At 69.0% G+C, this 14,298-nt stretch carries 12 protein-coding genes; 5 read left to right on the forward strand and 7 right to left on the reverse strand.

Features of this window, described 5'->3' with window-relative positions; translation table 11 throughout:
• Genes QCD75_RS06650 through QCD75_RS06660 form a run of 3 tightly spaced genes read left to right on the forward strand, consistent with a single transcriptional unit; the run spans window position 1 to window position 3,944 of the window.
• Entirely contained in the window at window positions 1–1,218 is a 1,218-nt protein-coding gene (locus QCD75_RS06650) for a glutathionylspermidine synthase family protein (RefSeq protein WP_301226885.1), read from the forward strand.
• Window positions 1,215–2,720, forward strand: coding sequence for an APC family permease (locus tag QCD75_RS06655; protein ID WP_301226887.1), 1,506 nt, complete (start codon window positions 1,215–1,217; stop codon window positions 2,718–2,720). The genes QCD75_RS06650 and QCD75_RS06655 overlap by 4 nt, the downstream gene beginning before the upstream one ends.
• A 24-nt stretch (window positions 2,721–2,744) precedes the next feature.
• On the forward strand, window positions 2,745–3,944 hold the full coding sequence (locus tag QCD75_RS06660; RefSeq protein WP_301226889.1) for an acyl-CoA dehydrogenase family protein: 1,200 nt from the start codon (window positions 2,745–2,747) through the stop codon (window positions 3,942–3,944).
• 72 nt (window positions 3,945–4,016) lie between these two features.
• Here QCD75_RS06660 and QCD75_RS06665 read toward each other — a convergent pair whose 3' ends face one another.
• The 6 genes from QCD75_RS06665 to QCD75_RS06690 form a co-directional block, all read right to left on the reverse strand.
• On the reverse strand, window positions 4,017–5,378 hold the full coding sequence (locus tag QCD75_RS06665) for a glycosyltransferase 87 family protein (protein WP_301226891.1): 1,362 nt from the start codon (window positions 5,376–5,378) through the stop codon (window positions 4,017–4,019).
• 82 nt (window positions 5,379–5,460) lie between these two features.
• The gene (locus tag QCD75_RS06670) at window positions 5,461–6,807 is read right to left on the reverse strand and encodes an MFS transporter (protein ID WP_301226893.1); all 1,347 of its coding nucleotides are present in this window, start codon (window positions 6,805–6,807) and stop codon (window positions 5,461–5,463) included.
• On the reverse strand, window positions 6,804–7,334 hold the full coding sequence (locus QCD75_RS06675) for a winged helix-turn-helix transcriptional regulator (RefSeq protein WP_301226895.1): 531 nt from the start codon (window positions 7,332–7,334) through the stop codon (window positions 6,804–6,806). The genes QCD75_RS06670 and QCD75_RS06675 overlap by 4 nt, the downstream gene beginning before the upstream one ends.
• A gap of 77 nt (window positions 7,335–7,411) precedes the next feature.
• Window positions 7,412–8,704, reverse strand: coding sequence for a glycosyltransferase 87 family protein (locus QCD75_RS06680; protein WP_301226896.1), 1,293 nt, complete (start codon window positions 8,702–8,704; stop codon window positions 7,412–7,414).
• A gap of 6 nt (window positions 8,705–8,710) precedes the next feature.
• Window positions 8,711–9,913 (reverse strand): cystathionine gamma-synthase, encoded by a 1,203-nt coding sequence (locus tag QCD75_RS06685; RefSeq protein WP_301226897.1) that lies wholly within the window; start codon window positions 9,911–9,913, stop codon window positions 8,711–8,713.
• Between the two features lie 84 nt (window positions 9,914–9,997).
• Window positions 9,998–11,383, reverse strand: a complete 1,386-nt coding sequence (locus QCD75_RS06690) for a cystathionine beta-synthase (protein WP_301226899.1) — start codon at window positions 11,381–11,383, stop codon at window positions 9,998–10,000.
• 97 nt (window positions 11,384–11,480) lie between these two features.
• Here QCD75_RS06690 and QCD75_RS06695 point away from each other — a divergent pair, with 97 nt between their 5' ends.
• Window positions 11,481–12,647 (forward strand): SLC13 family permease, encoded by a 1,167-nt coding sequence (locus tag QCD75_RS06695; protein WP_301226901.1) that lies wholly within the window; start codon window positions 11,481–11,483, stop codon window positions 12,645–12,647.
• A 24-nt stretch (window positions 12,648–12,671) separates the two neighbouring features.
• On the opposite strand, the gene QCD75_RS06700 is transcribed toward QCD75_RS06695, so the two are convergent.
• Window positions 12,672–13,100, reverse strand: coding sequence for a VOC family protein (locus QCD75_RS06700; protein ID WP_301226904.1), 429 nt, complete (start codon window positions 13,098–13,100; stop codon window positions 12,672–12,674).
• Between the two features lie 164 nt (window positions 13,101–13,264).
• On the opposite strand from QCD75_RS06700, the gene QCD75_RS06705 reads away from it, so the two are divergent.
• A complete protein-coding gene (locus QCD75_RS06705) occupies window positions 13,265–14,245 on the forward strand; it encodes a DNA-3-methyladenine glycosylase family protein (protein WP_301226905.1) in 981 nt (326 codons plus the stop codon).
• The last annotated feature ends 53 nt before the right edge of the window (window positions 14,246–14,298 follow it).

Below are 14,298 nucleotides of genomic sequence, written 5' to 3' on the forward strand. Positions count from 1 at the left end.
ATGAAACGACATATTTCCGAGCCACGGCCGGACTGGAAGCAGCGGATCGAACAGCAGGGCCTGGTCTTCTCCACCACTGACATGCCGGACGGGCGCGCCGTCGAGTACTGGCACGAGGGTGCCTATTACGAGTTCACCGTGGACGAGGTGGAGACCCTTGAAGGGACTGCGGAAGAGATGCACCTGATGTCTCTGGAGGCAGCGAAGTTCCTCGCGACCGGCGCAATGGGGACGATTGGTATCGGGCCGCAGGCGCTGGAGCTCGCCGCGGAGTCGCTTCAGGCCGGTGACGCTGATGTTTATGGACGGTTCGACTTTGTCTACGACGGCCACGGCGGCCCGGCCAAGATGCTGGAATACAACGCGGACACCCCCACGGGGCTCATCGAGGCAGCGGTGGCGCAGTGGTTCTGGCTGCAGGACGTCTTCCCCGGGAAGGACCAGTGGAACGGCATCCATGAAGCCCTGGTCCGGCAGTGGAAGAAGCTGCAATACAGGACCGGCATGAGTACCCTGCATGTTGCCCACGCCGAAGCGGAGGAATCCGGCGAAGACTGGATGACGGCTGCCTACATGCGGGACGTCGCGGGCCAGGGCGGCTGGACCACTATCGGCATCAACATGTCCGATATCGGCTGGGACCCGAACCTCAACCGCTTCGTGGACCTGGACAACTTCATGATCAGCACCATGTTCAAGCTCTATCCCTGGGAGCTGATGATGAAGGAGCCGTTCGGCCAGCGCCTGCTCCAGCGTGCCCACAACCCGCGCTGGGTAGAGCCGGCCTGGAAAATGCTCCTGTCCAACAAGGCACTGCTCGCGGCCCTGTGGCATCTCTACCCGGACCATCCGAACCTGCTGCCGGCCTATCTTGACGGCCCGGGCCCACTGACCGAATGGGTGGCCAAGCCGCTGCACGGCCGCGAAGGGGACAACATCAAGATCCACGCCAAAGGCGTCAACCTTGAACAGCCCGGCGGCTACGGCCGTGAAGGCTGGTGCTACCAGCAGTTCCACGCCTTGCCTGACTTTGACGGCAACCGTCCGGTGCTGGGGCTCTGGGTGGTCGACGGCGAATCGGTCGGCTGCGGCATCCGCGAATCCGATGGCCCGATCACCGACTACTTCTGCCGCTTTGTGCCAAACACGATCGACTCTGTGGCCCCGCCCTCCTCCCTATCGAAGGCCCATTCCAGCAAGGCAGGTACCACTTTATGAGCACCAGGACGACGACGGCCGGCAGCCCCGGTGGACAACAGGCCGTCCCTTCCAAGGGGCTACGCGCCGGAATCCTGGATCTCGGTGACTCGGTAATGCTGGGCCTTGCGTCCACCGCCCCGGTCTATTCCCTCGCCGCCACCCTTGGCCTGATCGTGGCGGTGAATGGAAATTACACGCCCCTGATCCTGCTCCTGGGCTTCGTCCCGGTGCTTTTCATCGCCTACGCCTTCCGCGAACTGAACAGCGCCATGCCGGACTGCGGGACCACCTTCATCTGGGCCCGGCGCGCCTTCGGCCACTGGGCCGGCTGGCTGGGCGGCTGGGGGGTGGCGCTGGCCGGCGTCGTGGTGCTGGCCAACCTGGGCCAGGTCGCCGGGCAGTACCTGTGGCTGCTGGTCGGGGACGGCTCGCTGGCCTCAAACAGCCTCGTGGTGACCGCCACCGGGGTGTTGTTCATTGCCTTTATGACCGTGGTGAACTACCGGGGCATCCGGCTCGGTGAACATGTCCAGCGGGTCCTGACCTATGTTCAATACATCTCGCTGGGCATCTTCGCCCTGGCAATTGTGTTCCGGATCGCGGGTGGCGTCCCCGAGGGCCAGGCCTTCGACTTTGAGTGGTTCAACCCGGCCGGCGCCTTCGCCGATCCGGGCGCCGTCGTCCATGGCGTGCTTCTGGCGCTCTTCATCTACTGGGGCTGGGACACCTGCCTTGCGGTAAACGAAGAGACGGAGAACCCGGCCACGACGCCCGGCCGCGGCGCGATCATTTCGGCGTTTGTCCTAGTGGCCATTTACGTATCCGTGGCCCTGCTGGTGATGATGTACGCCACCGTCGGCACGGAAGGGATCGGCCTGGGCAACCAGGCCAATCAGAACGACGTGTTCCTCGCGATGAAGGACGTGGTGCTGGGTCCCTGGGGCTGGCTGATCGTCGTGGCCGTCCTGGCATCGGTACTGTCCTCCACGCAGACCACCATCCTCCCCACGGCCCGGGGCGCCCTGTCCATGGGGGCGCACGGGGCCCTGCCCGCGAAGTTCGGCGAGGTCCACCCCCGCTACCAGACCCCCGGGTTCTCGACCAAGGTCATGGGTGCCGCCGCCATGGCCTACTACGTTCTGATGAGCCTGCTGAGTGAGAACCTGCTTTCGGACTCGATCAGCTCCATCAGCCTCTTTATCGCCTTCTACTATGCGCTCACCGGGTTCGCCTGCGTCTGGTATTTCCGCGGGACCCTGCGCGGCTCGGCCCGCAACCTCTGGTTCCGCGGCGTCCTCCCGCTGGCCGGCGCGCTGGCGCTGACCGGGGCATTCTGCGTCTCGGCGGTGCAGATGTGGGATCCGGGCTATGGCGATACGCAGATCTTCGGCGTCGGCGGGGCCTTCGTCAGCGGTGTTGTGCTGTTGGCTCTCGGCGCGGTGCTGGCCGCGGTGTGCCGTTTCGCACCGTCAACCCGGCGCTATTTCCTTGAAAGCAGGACCGCCGGCGCCGCAGTGTAGCGGGCGCCGCCGTAGGATGCTGGAATGAGCAACGACGCTGATTTTCCTGCCAGTCCTGACCTGTCCGACGTCCTGGCCATCGATTCCCTGCTGAGCGCAGGGGAACTGGCGGTCAGGGAACGGGTCCGCGATTTCACCGACCAGCGCATCCGCCCGGGCATCGCGGGCTGGTACGACGACGGCGTCTTCCCGCTCGAGCTGGCCCCGGAACTGGGCGAACTCGGCGTCCTCGGCATGCATCTGGAGGGCTACGGCTGCCCGGGCCGCTCCGCCGTCGAATACGGGCTGGCGGCGATGGAACTGGAGGCCGGCGATTCCGGCATCCGCACCTTCGTCTCCGTGCAGGGTTCGCTGGCCATGACGGCCATCCACAAGTGGGGCTCCGAGGAGCAGAAACTCCACTGGCTCCCCCGGATGGCGGCCGGCGAACTGATCGGCTGCTTCGCGCTGACCGAACCCACCGCCGGTTCGGACCCCGCCGCGATGAAGACCTTCGCCCGCCGCGACGGCACCGGCGAGGACGCCGGCTGGATTCTGGACGGCACCAAACGCTGGATCGGGCTCGCCTCGGTGGCCGACGTACTGGTGGTGTGGGCGATGACCGATGACGGCGTCCACGGCTTCCTGGTCCCCGCCGGCACCCCGGGGGTGACCGCGACGCCGATCGGGCAGAAACTCTCGATGCGCGCCTCGATCCAGTGCGATGTCACGTTCGACGGCGTCCGGCTGGGCCCGGAGGCCCTGCTCCCGGCAGCACGCGGCCTGCGCGGCCCGTTCAGCTGCCTGAACGAGGCGCGATACGGGATCGCGTGGGGCGCGATGGGTGCGGCCCGGGACTCCTACGAGGCCGCGCTGAAGTACGCACAGGAACGGCTGCAGTTCGGCCGGCCGCTCGCCGGCTACCAGATGACCCAGGAGAAGCTCGTGAACATGCTGCTGGAGATCCAGAAGGGCACGCTGCTGGCGCTGCAGCTGGGCCGGCTCAAGGACGCCGGGAAGCTGCGGCCAGAGCAGATCTCGCTGGGCAAGCTCAACAACGTGCGGGAGGCGATCACCATCGCCCGGGAGGCCCGGACCATCCTCGGCGGGAACGGCATCACCCTGGATTACTCGCCGCTGCGGCACGCCGCGAACCTGGAGTCGGTGCGCACCTACGAGGGCACGGACGAGGTCCACACCCTGGTCCTGGGCCAGCACATCACCGGGCTCCCCGCCTTCCGTTAGGCCTGCACCCGTGGGGCGAGAGCAGCAACGCCACCGTCCCGGTCACATCCGCATCCGCCTTGCCCAAGAACTTTAACTCTTGGCCGGCTCAACATCCTGGTGAACATCGAACGCCGGGGCCAGCGAGCCGCGCCGGAGCACCAGAAGCCAGCATCCCATGATGGCGAGGGCACAGAACACGCCGGAACTGGAGCCCATGATCCAGGGGCCCGGCGTCTGGATGTCCAGGTTCTCCGCACCCAGCGCCGCACCAATGGTCTTGGGCGAGAACAGGAATACCAGGACCGAGATCCCCAGCACTGCGCCCATGAGCCACCGCACTCCGCGGTGTCGAAGCGGCGTCTCGCGAAGGGTCCAGGCGAAGGCCGGCAGTACGGCCGCGACCCAGACCCAGTGGTGTGACCAGGACACCGGGCTGATCAGCAGCATGGTGAGCGCCGTCGTCGAGATGGCCACAACGCGCGAGCCCTGGGTGCTGGCCAACCGGATGATCCCGGCAGCCACCGCCACCACCAACAGGCTCAGCAGCAACCACGGCACGGTGACCGAAGCTTCCGGGACGCCGAAGTGCAGGAGCGCCCCTTTGAGGGAGAGGTTGTCGACGTAGCCGGCGCCACCTATCCGGGACGTGTCCGGGAGGATCTCCAACCAGAACTGCAGGGATTCGGCCGGACGGAGCACCCAGCCGACCAGCACGGTGCCGGCGAAGCCCGCACCCATGTTGAGCAGCCCGCGCCAGTCTTTTCGCACCAGGAAGTACAGCCCGAACACCAGTGGCGTCAACTTGATGCCGGCGGCGACGCCCACCAGGAATCCGCTGCCGGGGAAGCCGCTGGTCCAGCGCCGGTTCCGGGACAGCAGATCCGCCACCATCAGGCCCATGAGCAGGATGTTGATCTGCCCGAAAGCCAGGGTCTCACGCCAGGGACCAAGGTTCAGGACGGCCAGGACCAGCACGGCGGCGCCCCAGCGGTTGCGCGCCGAAGTGAAGGTGCCCCGCCAGTCAGCCCCGGCGTTCCAGTACTTCACGGCGCGCAGAGAAATCCAGCCCGCCACAACGGTCCCGGCCGCGTTGAACAACGTGAGCGCCAGGGGTTCCGGCAGCCTGGCCAGCAGGCCAAAGAGCAGCGCGGCAAACGGCGGATACGTGAACGGCAACTGGGGACCGCCAGACCAGTCGATGTTGCCCCGGTAGAGGTCCGACGGCGCAGCCCCGGCGTCGTTGAGGATCCTGCCGCCGTGCCAGTAGACGCTGAAGTCGAGGCCCTGCTCCGCCCAGACACCGAGCCAGGTCCACACCAGGTACAGCACCGCTGCCAGGGCCAGGGCGTTGGAGAGCTGCAGCAGTTGCGGGACCGGATGCCGCTGCGACAGCCCGGAGGGCTGCGATGGCGCGGACGGCGCGGGCCTGTTTTCGGCATCGAGCAGTGGCAAGGGTCCCCCAGGATCTGGCTGAGCCGGGGCCCCTTCAGGGCGCCGGCAAGGCGCCGTGCCTCGCTGTCATCCTACCGAAGCCTTACGCGGGGACCGCGACTACGTCCTTCCTGCCGGCATCCTTGCGGATGGTTGCACTGATCACGGCGGCGATGGTGCACATCGCGGCCGCCCCGAACCAGGCGTAGGTGTACTGTCCGGTGGCGTCCCGGATGGCGCCGGCCGCCAGCGCCGCTGCGGCCGCGCCGAGCTGGTGGGCGGCGAAGACCCAGCCGAACACCACGCTGCCGTCCGCGCCGAAGACCTGGCGGCAGATGGCAGCGGTCGGCGGCACGGTGGCCACCCAGTCCAGTCCGTAGATCACCACGAACACGATCATGCTGGGCTGGACGGTGGCGCTCAGCAGCAGCGGCAGCACCAGCAGGCCAATCCCGCGGAACTGGTAGTAGACAGCGAGCAGGATCCGCGGGTTGAACCGGTCCGTCAGCCAGCCGGAGGCGATCGTCCCCGCGATGTCGAAGATCCCGACGACGGCCAGCAGGCCTGCCGCCGTCGTCTGGGACATGCCGTGGTCGTGGGCGGAGGGGATGAAGTGGGTGCCGATCAGTCCGTTGGTGGTGGCGCCGCAGATCGCGAACCCGGCAGCGAGGGCCCAGAAGGTCCGCAACTTGCTGGCGCGCTTGAGTACCTGCAGGGCCCGGGCGGCGGCATTCCGGCGGGGTTCCCCGGCCCCCGCCTGACCCGGCCCGGGTGGGGACCCGGAAGTGGACCCGGGCGTGGTCACCGGCTCCGCGTCGGCCCCGTAGGGCAGCACGCCGGCATCGGCGGGCGAGTTCTTCAGGAACTTCAGCACCAGCGGCACCACGGCCAGGGCCCCGGCGGCGATCAGCAGCGACGCCTGCCGCCAGCCCGGGTCCTGGGCCAGGGCGGCGATGAACGGCAGGAAGACCAGTTGCCCGGCGGCGCTGCCTGCGGTGAGGATGCCGATCACCAGCCCGCGGCTCTTCGCGAACCAGGTGTTGGCAATGGTCGCGGCGAAGACCAGCGCCATGGACCCGGTTCCGAGCCCGATCAGCAGTCCCCAGGTCAGCAGGATCTGCCAGGACTCGGTCACCAGCACGGTCAGGGCGCTGCCGGCCCCGATCAGCACGAGCGCCACGGCGGTGACGGCGCGGACGCCGAAGCGTTCCATCAGGGCCGCGGCGAAGGGCGCGGTGAGGCCGAAGAGCACCAGGTTGATGCTGACCGCGGCGGAGAGCACGGTGGTGGACCAGCCGAATTCGTTTTGCAGCGGCACCATCAGCACCCCCGGCGCTGCCCGGAAGCCGGCCGCGCCGACGAGCGCGAGGAACGCGACGGCGGCGACGGTCCAGGCCGGGTGGATCCTCCGCCGGCGCGCGGGCAGCAGGGTGTTTTTCGGGGCGCTCATGAGGCGGCTCCGTTCGCGTGGGGGGTGGTGCCGGCCGGGTCCGGGGCGGCGGCGAGCGGCACGGGATCCGGGGTGCGGGTGAGACTGTGCCAGCTGGTGTTCCGGACGGTGAGCCGTTCCCCGCACGCCGTGCAGCTGTCCGCGGACGTGGTGCGCGCCCCGCAGCCGGTGTGCATCACGAACATGTGGGACTGCTCCGAGGGCGCCGGCAGGTGCTTTTCGGCCCAGAGGACGACGGCGTTCAGCACCGGCAGGGCATCCTCCCCCTTGGCGGTGAGCACGTACTCCTGGCGGGTGCGGCCGCCGTCGGCGTACGGCTGCCGGGCGAGCAGCCCGGCGTCGACGAGGGCGGCCAGGCGTTTGGTGAGGACGGAATCCGCGGCCCCGAGCCGGGACTTCATCGCGTCGAAGCGGCCGTTGCCGAAGAAGACCTCGCGGAGGACGAGCATGCCCCACGGGTCCCCCAGGATGTCCAGCCCGCGCGCCATGCTGCAGTTCCGCTGGGACCAGTCCGATCGAAGTGCCATGCGGACAAAACTAGCTGACTATCTTCAAGAAAGCCATACCCGGAGGCAAAGTGCCGGCGGAACCCGGAGTCAGAGCTTCAGCGGAGCCCGGCGTCCGTGCGTCCGCGGAGCGCGGCGCGGGACGGGTGGTAGGCCAGCGCCCAGTAGACCAGCATGGCGATGCCGCAGGCCACGCCGAGGCTGGCCACAATGAGCTGCCACTGGGTCTGCGGGTCCTTGCCCCACTCGGCCGCCCCGGCCATGACCGAGAGGTATTTGGGCGTCAGGTAAAAAGCGAGGGCCGAGAACGCCACGATGATCCACCCGGCGAGGCGCATCCGCCCGTTCCGGGACGGCACCCGGTGGATCGCGAAGCCCATGCAGGGCAGCGCCACGGCCATCCACACCCAGTGGTGCGACCAGGACACCGGGCTGACCAGGAGCATCAGCACGGCGGTCGCGGAGACAGCGACGAAGTTCTCGTCCGCGTCCACCGCCCACTTGATCACGAGCGCGGCAACCGCGGCCAGGGCCAGGGAGAGCACCAGCCACACCAGGCTGGTCAGACCGGAATCCGGCAGGCCCAGGTGCAGCAGCAGGCCCTTGACCGAGAGGTTGTCAACATAGGCCGGTCCGCCGATCCGTCCGGTGTCGGGCAGGATCTGGGTCCAGAAGGTGAGGGAGGCGTGGGGCAGCACGGCCCAGGCCAGGCCGATCGAGCCGAAGAAGCCGGCCGCCATCCAGCCGAGGGCCTTGAAGTCGCGGCGGACCAGGAAGTACAGCCCGAAGGCGAGCGGGGTCAGTTTGATGCCGGCCGCGATGCCGATCAGCAGCCCCGCGGGCCAGCGGATCTCCCCGGCCCGGGCTTTGCCGTGGAGCGCGAAGTCAGCCAGGATCAGGCCCATCAGGATGATGTTGATCTGGCCGAAATCGAAGGTGTCCCGCCAGGGCCCCAGGAGCAGGATCGCGGCGGTGCCGGCCAGGGTCACGGCCCGGAACCGCCAGTCGGCGGCCGCGTTCCGCCAGCCGCCGAGGCGGAAGTAGTGCCGCGCGAGCCAGGCGGACACGATGCCGGCGCCCAGCAGGGCCGTGGTGATGAATACCAGGCCGCCGCCGCGCTGGCCCAGCGTCGCCAGGGCCGCGAACAGCAGTGCCGCGAACGGCGGGTAGGTGAACGGCAGCCCGTCCCGGGCCGCGTAGAGCTCGTTGACGCCGGTCTCCCCGGTCTGGAGCACCCGGTTGCCGCCGTAGAAGTAGACCTCGAAGTCATTCAGCAGCGGATCGTAGGCCGAGTACAGCACCACCAGGGCGGCGACGACGGCGGACGCGCCGGCCGCCGTCGCGAGCCAGCCGCGTGTGGTGGAGGGCAGGGCCCTGGTGGTGGTTGTCACGGGTGCTTAGCTGCCTGACTCGCCGGTCGCGGAGGCAATCTGCGTGAACGCCTGCTCAAGGTCGGCGATCAGGTCCTCGACGTCCTCGATGCCGCAGGAGAGCCGGATCAGGTTGACCGGGACGGCCAGCTCGGTGCCCTTGACCGAGGCGTGCGTCATTTCCGAGGGGTAGTTCATCAAGGACTCGATGCCGCCCAGGGACTCCGCGAGGGTGAACACGGAGGTCGATTCGGCCACCTTGCGTGCCGCCGCCTCGCCGCCCTTGAACTGCACGGAGATCATCCCGCCGAACTTCTTCATCTGCTTTTTGGCCAGCTCGTGCCCGGGGTGCGAGGGCAGTCCCGGGTACAGCACGGCCTCCACCTCGGGGCGCTCCAGCAGCCACTCGGCCACGGCCTGGGCGTTGTCGCTGTGCCGGTCCATCCGGACGCCGAGGGTCTTGAGCCCGCGGGTGGTGAGGAAGGCGTCCATCGGGCCGGAAACGGCGCCGACGGCGAACTGGACGAAGCCGATCTTCTCGGCCAGCTCCGCGTCATTGACGATGATCGCGCCGCCGACGACGTCGGAATGCCCGCCGATGTACTTGGTGGTGGAGTGCACCACGACGTCGGCGCCGAGGGCCAGCGGGTTCTGCAGGTACGGCGAGGCGAAGGTGTTGTCCACCACGAGGAGGGCGCCGGCGTCGTGCGCGACCTTGGCGAGGGCCGCGATGTCGGTGATCTTCATCTTTGGGTTCGACGGCGTCTCCACCCACACGAGCCGGGTCTTGTTGGCGGCCACGGCCGTGGCGACGGCGTCAAGGTTGGACATGTCCACCGGGGTGTTGCCGATGCCCCACTCCCCCAGCACCCGGGCGATCAGCCGGTAGGTACCGCCGTAGGCGTCGTTCCCGAGCACAATGTGGTCACCCGGGCGGGTGAGTGCGCGGATCATGGAGTCCTCGGCGGCGAGGCCGGAGCTGAAGGAGAACGCGGCGGAGCCGCCCTCCAGCGCGGCGAGCTGTTCCTGCAGCGAGTCACGGGTGGGGTTGGTGCCGCGGCCGTATTCGTAGCCGGCCCGCAGCACGCCGATCGCTTCCTGGGCGTAGGTGGTGGAGAAGTGCACGGGCGGCACGACCGCGCCGGTGCGCGGCTCGAACTCCTGGCCGGCGTGCACGGCGCGGGTGTTGAAGCCGGCGTTTTTTGCGGAAGAGTTTTCGGGCATTGACATTTGCGTTCCTTTCGGCCGGTGGCCGGACCGCTCCCCGGGGGGCGGTCCGGTGTCCGGGTCAGTTGCTGGGGTCAGTTGCTGGGATCAGTTGCTCAGGTAGGCGAGCAGGTCATGGCGGGTGAGGATCCCCACCGGCGCGCCGACGAACGTCACCATGAGGGTGTCCGCGTCGGAGAGGAGTTCGCGGGCGGTCGAGATCGATTCGAGCGAGCCGATCACCGGCAGCCGGGCCTCCATGTGTTCGGAGATCTTGTCCGAGAGTTTGGCCTCCCCGCGGAAGAGCTTGGCGGTCAGGGTGCGTTCGTCGACGGCGCCGAGGACCTCGCCCATCACCACGGGCGGTTCCTGGGACAGCACCGGGATGTGCGAGACGCCGTACTCGTTCATGATGTTGATGACGTCGCGGACGCTCTCGTTGGGGTGGATGTGCACGAGGTCCGGCAGTTCCCCGGTCTTGGCCTTGAGGATTTCGCCCACGGAGGCCTCGTCGCCGCTGGCCAGGAAGCCGTAGGAGCGCATCCACTGGTCGTTGAAGATCTTGGCGAGGTAGCCGCGGCCGGAGTCGGGCAGGATCACGACGACGACGGCTTCGTCGGGCAGGTCCCTGGCGACCTGCAGGGCGGCGACGACGGCCATGCCGGAGGAGCCGCCCACGAGCAGGCCCTCCTCGCGGGCGAGCCGGCGCGTCATCTCGAAGGAGTCCGCGTCGCTGACCGCGATGACGTCATCCGGGACGGCCTTGTCGTAGTTGGCCGGCCACATGTCCTCGCCGACCCCCTCGACGAAGTACGGCCGGCCGGTTCCGCCGGAGTAGACCGAACCTGCGGGGTCGGCGCCGATGATCTTGACCACGCCCCCGTCGGCCTCCGCACGGGCGGCGGAGACTTCCTTGAGGTACCGGCCGGTGCCGGTGATGGTGCCGCCGGTGCCGGCGCCGATCACGCAGTGGGTGACCCGGCCGTCCGTGTCCCGCCAGATCTCCGGCCCGGTGGACTCGTAGTGGCTGGCCGGGGCGGCGGGGTTGGAGAACTGGTCGGGCTTGTAGGCCCCGGGGATCTCGGTGACGAGCCGGTCCGAGACGCCGTAGTAGCTGTGCGGGCTGTCGGGGGCGACGGCGGTGGGCGTCACCACGACCTCGGCGCCGTAGGCCTGCAGCACGGCGCGTTTGTCCTCGCCGACCTTGTCCGGCACCACGAAGATGCAGCGGTAGCCCTTCTGCTGGGCGACGAGGGCCAGGCCGACGCCGGTGTTGCCGGAGGTGGGTTCCACGATGGTGCCGCCGGGCTGGAGCTTGCCGCTGCGTTCGGCCTCCTCGATCATCTTCACCGCGATGCGGTCCTTGATGGAACCGCCGGGGTTCAGGTATTCCAGCTTCACCAGGACCGTGGCCCCGATGCCGTCGGTAACGTGGTGCAGCTTGACGAGCGGCGTATTGCCAATGAGGTCCAGAACGGACTGGGCGTACTTCATAGGTACAAAGTTACCGTCTCCGCGGCCCGGGGCACGTCGGAACGGCTCTCTGGGAACGCCGGTGCGAAGATTATGCGGTGAACCGTGGGTACAGCCGATGAAGCTGAAGAGTTACTTGCTCCCTGCCGGCATGCTGGCGGCAGGGTGTGCGGCGCTGCTCACCGGACTGCTGCCGTGGCCGGCGTTCGAGGAGCTGGCCGGCCGCACCGTGCCGGTGCTGGCCTTTGTGGTGGCCATGTCCCTGGTGACGGAGCTGGTGGACGACGCCGGGCTGTTCCGGGTGGTGACGGAGCGTCTCGCCAGGCTGGGCCGGGGCCGGGTGTTCCTGCTGTGGCTGCTGGTGATCGGCCTGGCCACCGTCTCCACCGTGTTCCTGTCCCTGGACACGACGGCGGTGCTGGTGACCCCCGTCGTCGTGCTGCTGGCGATTCACGCCCGGATCCCGCCGCTGCCCTTTGCACTGACCACCATCTGGCTGGCCAACACCGCTTCCCTGCTGCTGCCGGTCTCGAACCTGACCAATCTGCTCGCCCAGGACCGGCTGCACCTGAGCCCGGCCGGCTTCGCTTCCCTGGTCTGGGCGCCGGCCCTGGTGGGGATCCTGGTCCCGATCGTGCTGCTGTGGCTGGCCTTCCGGAAGGACCTCGCCGGCCGCTACGGGCCGCAGCCGGTCCACAAGCCGCGGGACAGGGTGCTGCTGTATTCGGCGTCGGGGGTGATGGTGATGCTGCTGCCGGCGCTTGTCTCCGGCGTGCCGGTGCAGTATCCGGCAATGGCGGCCGCGGCGGTGCTGCTGGGCTTCTTCCTGTGGCGCCGCCGCTCGGCGCTGCGCTGGTCCATGATTCCCTGGCGGCCCCTCATGCTTACCTCGGGACTGTTCATGGTGGTGGAGGCCCTGCACGCGAACGGCCTGACCCGGTTCCTGTCCGGAATCGCCGGCTCCGGCGAGTCCCTCCCGGCCCTGCTGCAGCTCGCGGGACTGGGCGCCGGGGCCGCCAATGCGGTGAACAACCTGCCGGCCTACCTCGCCCTGGAACCGGCCGGCGACTCGCCGGTGCGGCTCGCGGCGCTGCTGATCGGTGTGAACCTCGGCCCGCTGGTGACCCCGTGGGCCTCGCTGGCCACGCTGCTCTGGCACGAACGGCTCCGGACGCTCAACGTCGAGATCCGCTGGGGCGGCTTCGCGGTCGCCGGCCTCGCCGCAGTCGTCCTCACCGTGCCGCTCGCGGTCGTGGCGCTGTGGCTCACCACCGGGATGCACTGACTGGAGGGGCGGCGGCCGCGGGCGTCAGGCGCCGAGGTCGTTTCCGGAGGCCGCGGAGCCGGCTCCGCCCTCGGGGACCGCGTTCTGCCACAGGCCCACAATATTGCCCTCGGAGTCCTTGAAATAAGCGTTCCAGCCGGACCCTGACACCTCCATCTTTTCCCGGTGAACGGAACCGCCGTGCGCCACGATTTGCTCCAGGGCGGCGTCAATGTCCGCCACATCCACCGTCACCACCGGGGCGGTGAGCTGGCCCGTCCGCCGGAACAGTCCGCCGTTGATGGAACCGGACACCGCGGGCCGGCCATGCTCGTCCATCGGCGTGGTCATGGCGAGGCTATAGTCCATCTCCGGCAGCACCTGGAATTCCCAGCCGAAGATCGAACTGTAGAACTCCCGGGCGCGGCTCTCGTCGTCCGCGGGGATCTCGAAATGTACTACTCCACCAGCCATGACGTGCTCCTAAGAAGAAGGGATCCGGGCCCGGCGGCGGGCGGTGCCGGGCCGTGCCACAGCCGGAGTCTAGCCCCGGCAACGCGGGAGGATAAGGGGCCTACGGCCCATGCCGCGGACGCCCCGGTACGGCCGCTGTCAGGCGTTCGTGGAATCATGGTCGGATGACCATTGCAGACGTCCCCGCCGGCTTGGCCGCCGCGGCGGACGCCTCGCTGCGCTGGCACCCGGGCGGCCCCTTCGACCTGTCCCAAACAATCGGCACGCTTCTGCGCGGGCACGGCGATCCGTCCATCCGCACCATGCCGGACGGCCTGTGGCTGGGATTCACGACGCCCACGGGGCCGGCCACACTCCGCCTCACCGCCGCCGGCCCGCGGGCGGACCCGGCAGTCGATGTCCAGGCCTGGGGGCCGGGCGCGGCCGATGCCGCCGACTCCGTACCGCGGATGCTGGGCCGCGATGACGACTGGTCCGGTTTTGACGAGCCCGCGTTTCACGCCACGCTCCCCCGGATGGTCACGGAGGCGCGGCGCCGGAACCCCGCCGTGCGGCTGCCGTCCACCGGCCGCCTCATCGACTCCCTCGTCCCCACGATCCTGGAACAGAAGGTGACCCTGATCGAGGCCCGGCGCGGCTACCGTTATCTGATGTACCGCTTCGGAACCCCGGCGCCGGGCGCCGGCACCGTCGCGCCGGCCAACCTGATGGTGCAGCCCACGCCCGAGCAGTGGCTGCGCATCCCGTCCTGGGAATGGCACAAGGCCGGGGTGGGCCCCCAGCGTTCGGCGACCGTGATGCGCGCGCTGCGTTCCGCCGTCGCACTGGAACGACTGGCCGCGCTGCCGGCCGGGGAGGCCTCCGCGAAGCTGCAGACCATCCCCGGCATCGGCGCATGGACCGCTGCGGAGGTCGTGCAGCGCACCCACGGCTGCCCGGACTCGATTGCCGTGGGCGACTACCACCTGGCGGCATATGTGGGCGCGGCGCTGACCGGCCGCAGGACAGACGACGCCGGCATGCTCCGGCTGCTGGCCCCGTGGGCCGGGCACCGGCAGCGCGTGGTCCGGATGATCGGCCTGAGCGGCTTCCGCAAACCGACCTTCGGCCCGCGGATGACCATCCAGGACCACCGCGCCCACTAGCCGCCCCACCCCTCCCCTCCACTGGCAACGCGGGGTCACTTACGGCCCGTCCG

Origin of the sequence: Arthrobacter sp. PsM3 (assembly GCF_030433895.1) — a bacterium.
GTDB lineage: Bacteria > Actinomycetota > Actinomycetes > Actinomycetales > Micrococcaceae > Arthrobacter.

Excerpts from the sequence above, each read along its gene's own strand:
- QCD75_RS06650 (WP_301226885.1), top strand. The coding sequence starts at position 1 with ATGAAACGACATATTTCCGAGCCACGGCCGGACTGGAAGCAGCGGATC.
- QCD75_RS06655 (WP_301226887.1), top strand. The coding sequence starts at position 1,215 with ATGAGCACCAGGACGACGACGGCCGGCAGCCCCGGTGGACAACAGGCC.
- QCD75_RS06660 (WP_301226889.1), top strand. The coding sequence starts at position 2,745 with ATGAGCAACGACGCTGATTTTCCTGCCAGTCCTGACCTGTCCGACGTC.
- QCD75_RS06670 (WP_301226893.1), bottom strand. The coding sequence starts at position 6,807 with ATGAGCGCCCCGAAAAACACCCTGCTGCCCGCGCGCCGGCGGAGGATC.
- QCD75_RS06675 (WP_301226895.1), bottom strand. The coding sequence starts at position 7,334 with ATGGCACTTCGATCGGACTGGTCCCAGCGGAACTGCAGCATGGCGCGC.
- QCD75_RS06685 (WP_301226897.1), bottom strand. The coding sequence starts at position 9,913 with ATGTCAATGCCCGAAAACTCTTCCGCAAAAAACGCCGGCTTCAACACC.
- QCD75_RS06690 (WP_301226899.1), bottom strand. The coding sequence starts at position 11,383 with ATGAAGTACGCCCAGTCCGTTCTGGACCTCATTGGCAATACGCCGCTC.
- QCD75_RS06695 (WP_301226901.1), top strand. The coding sequence starts at position 11,481 with ATGAAGCTGAAGAGTTACTTGCTCCCTGCCGGCATGCTGGCGGCAGGG.
- QCD75_RS06700 (WP_301226904.1), bottom strand. The coding sequence starts at position 13,100 with ATGGCTGGTGGAGTAGTACATTTCGAGATCCCCGCGGACGACGAGAGC.
- QCD75_RS06705 (WP_301226905.1), top strand. The coding sequence starts at position 13,265 with ATGACCATTGCAGACGTCCCCGCCGGCTTGGCCGCCGCGGCGGACGCC.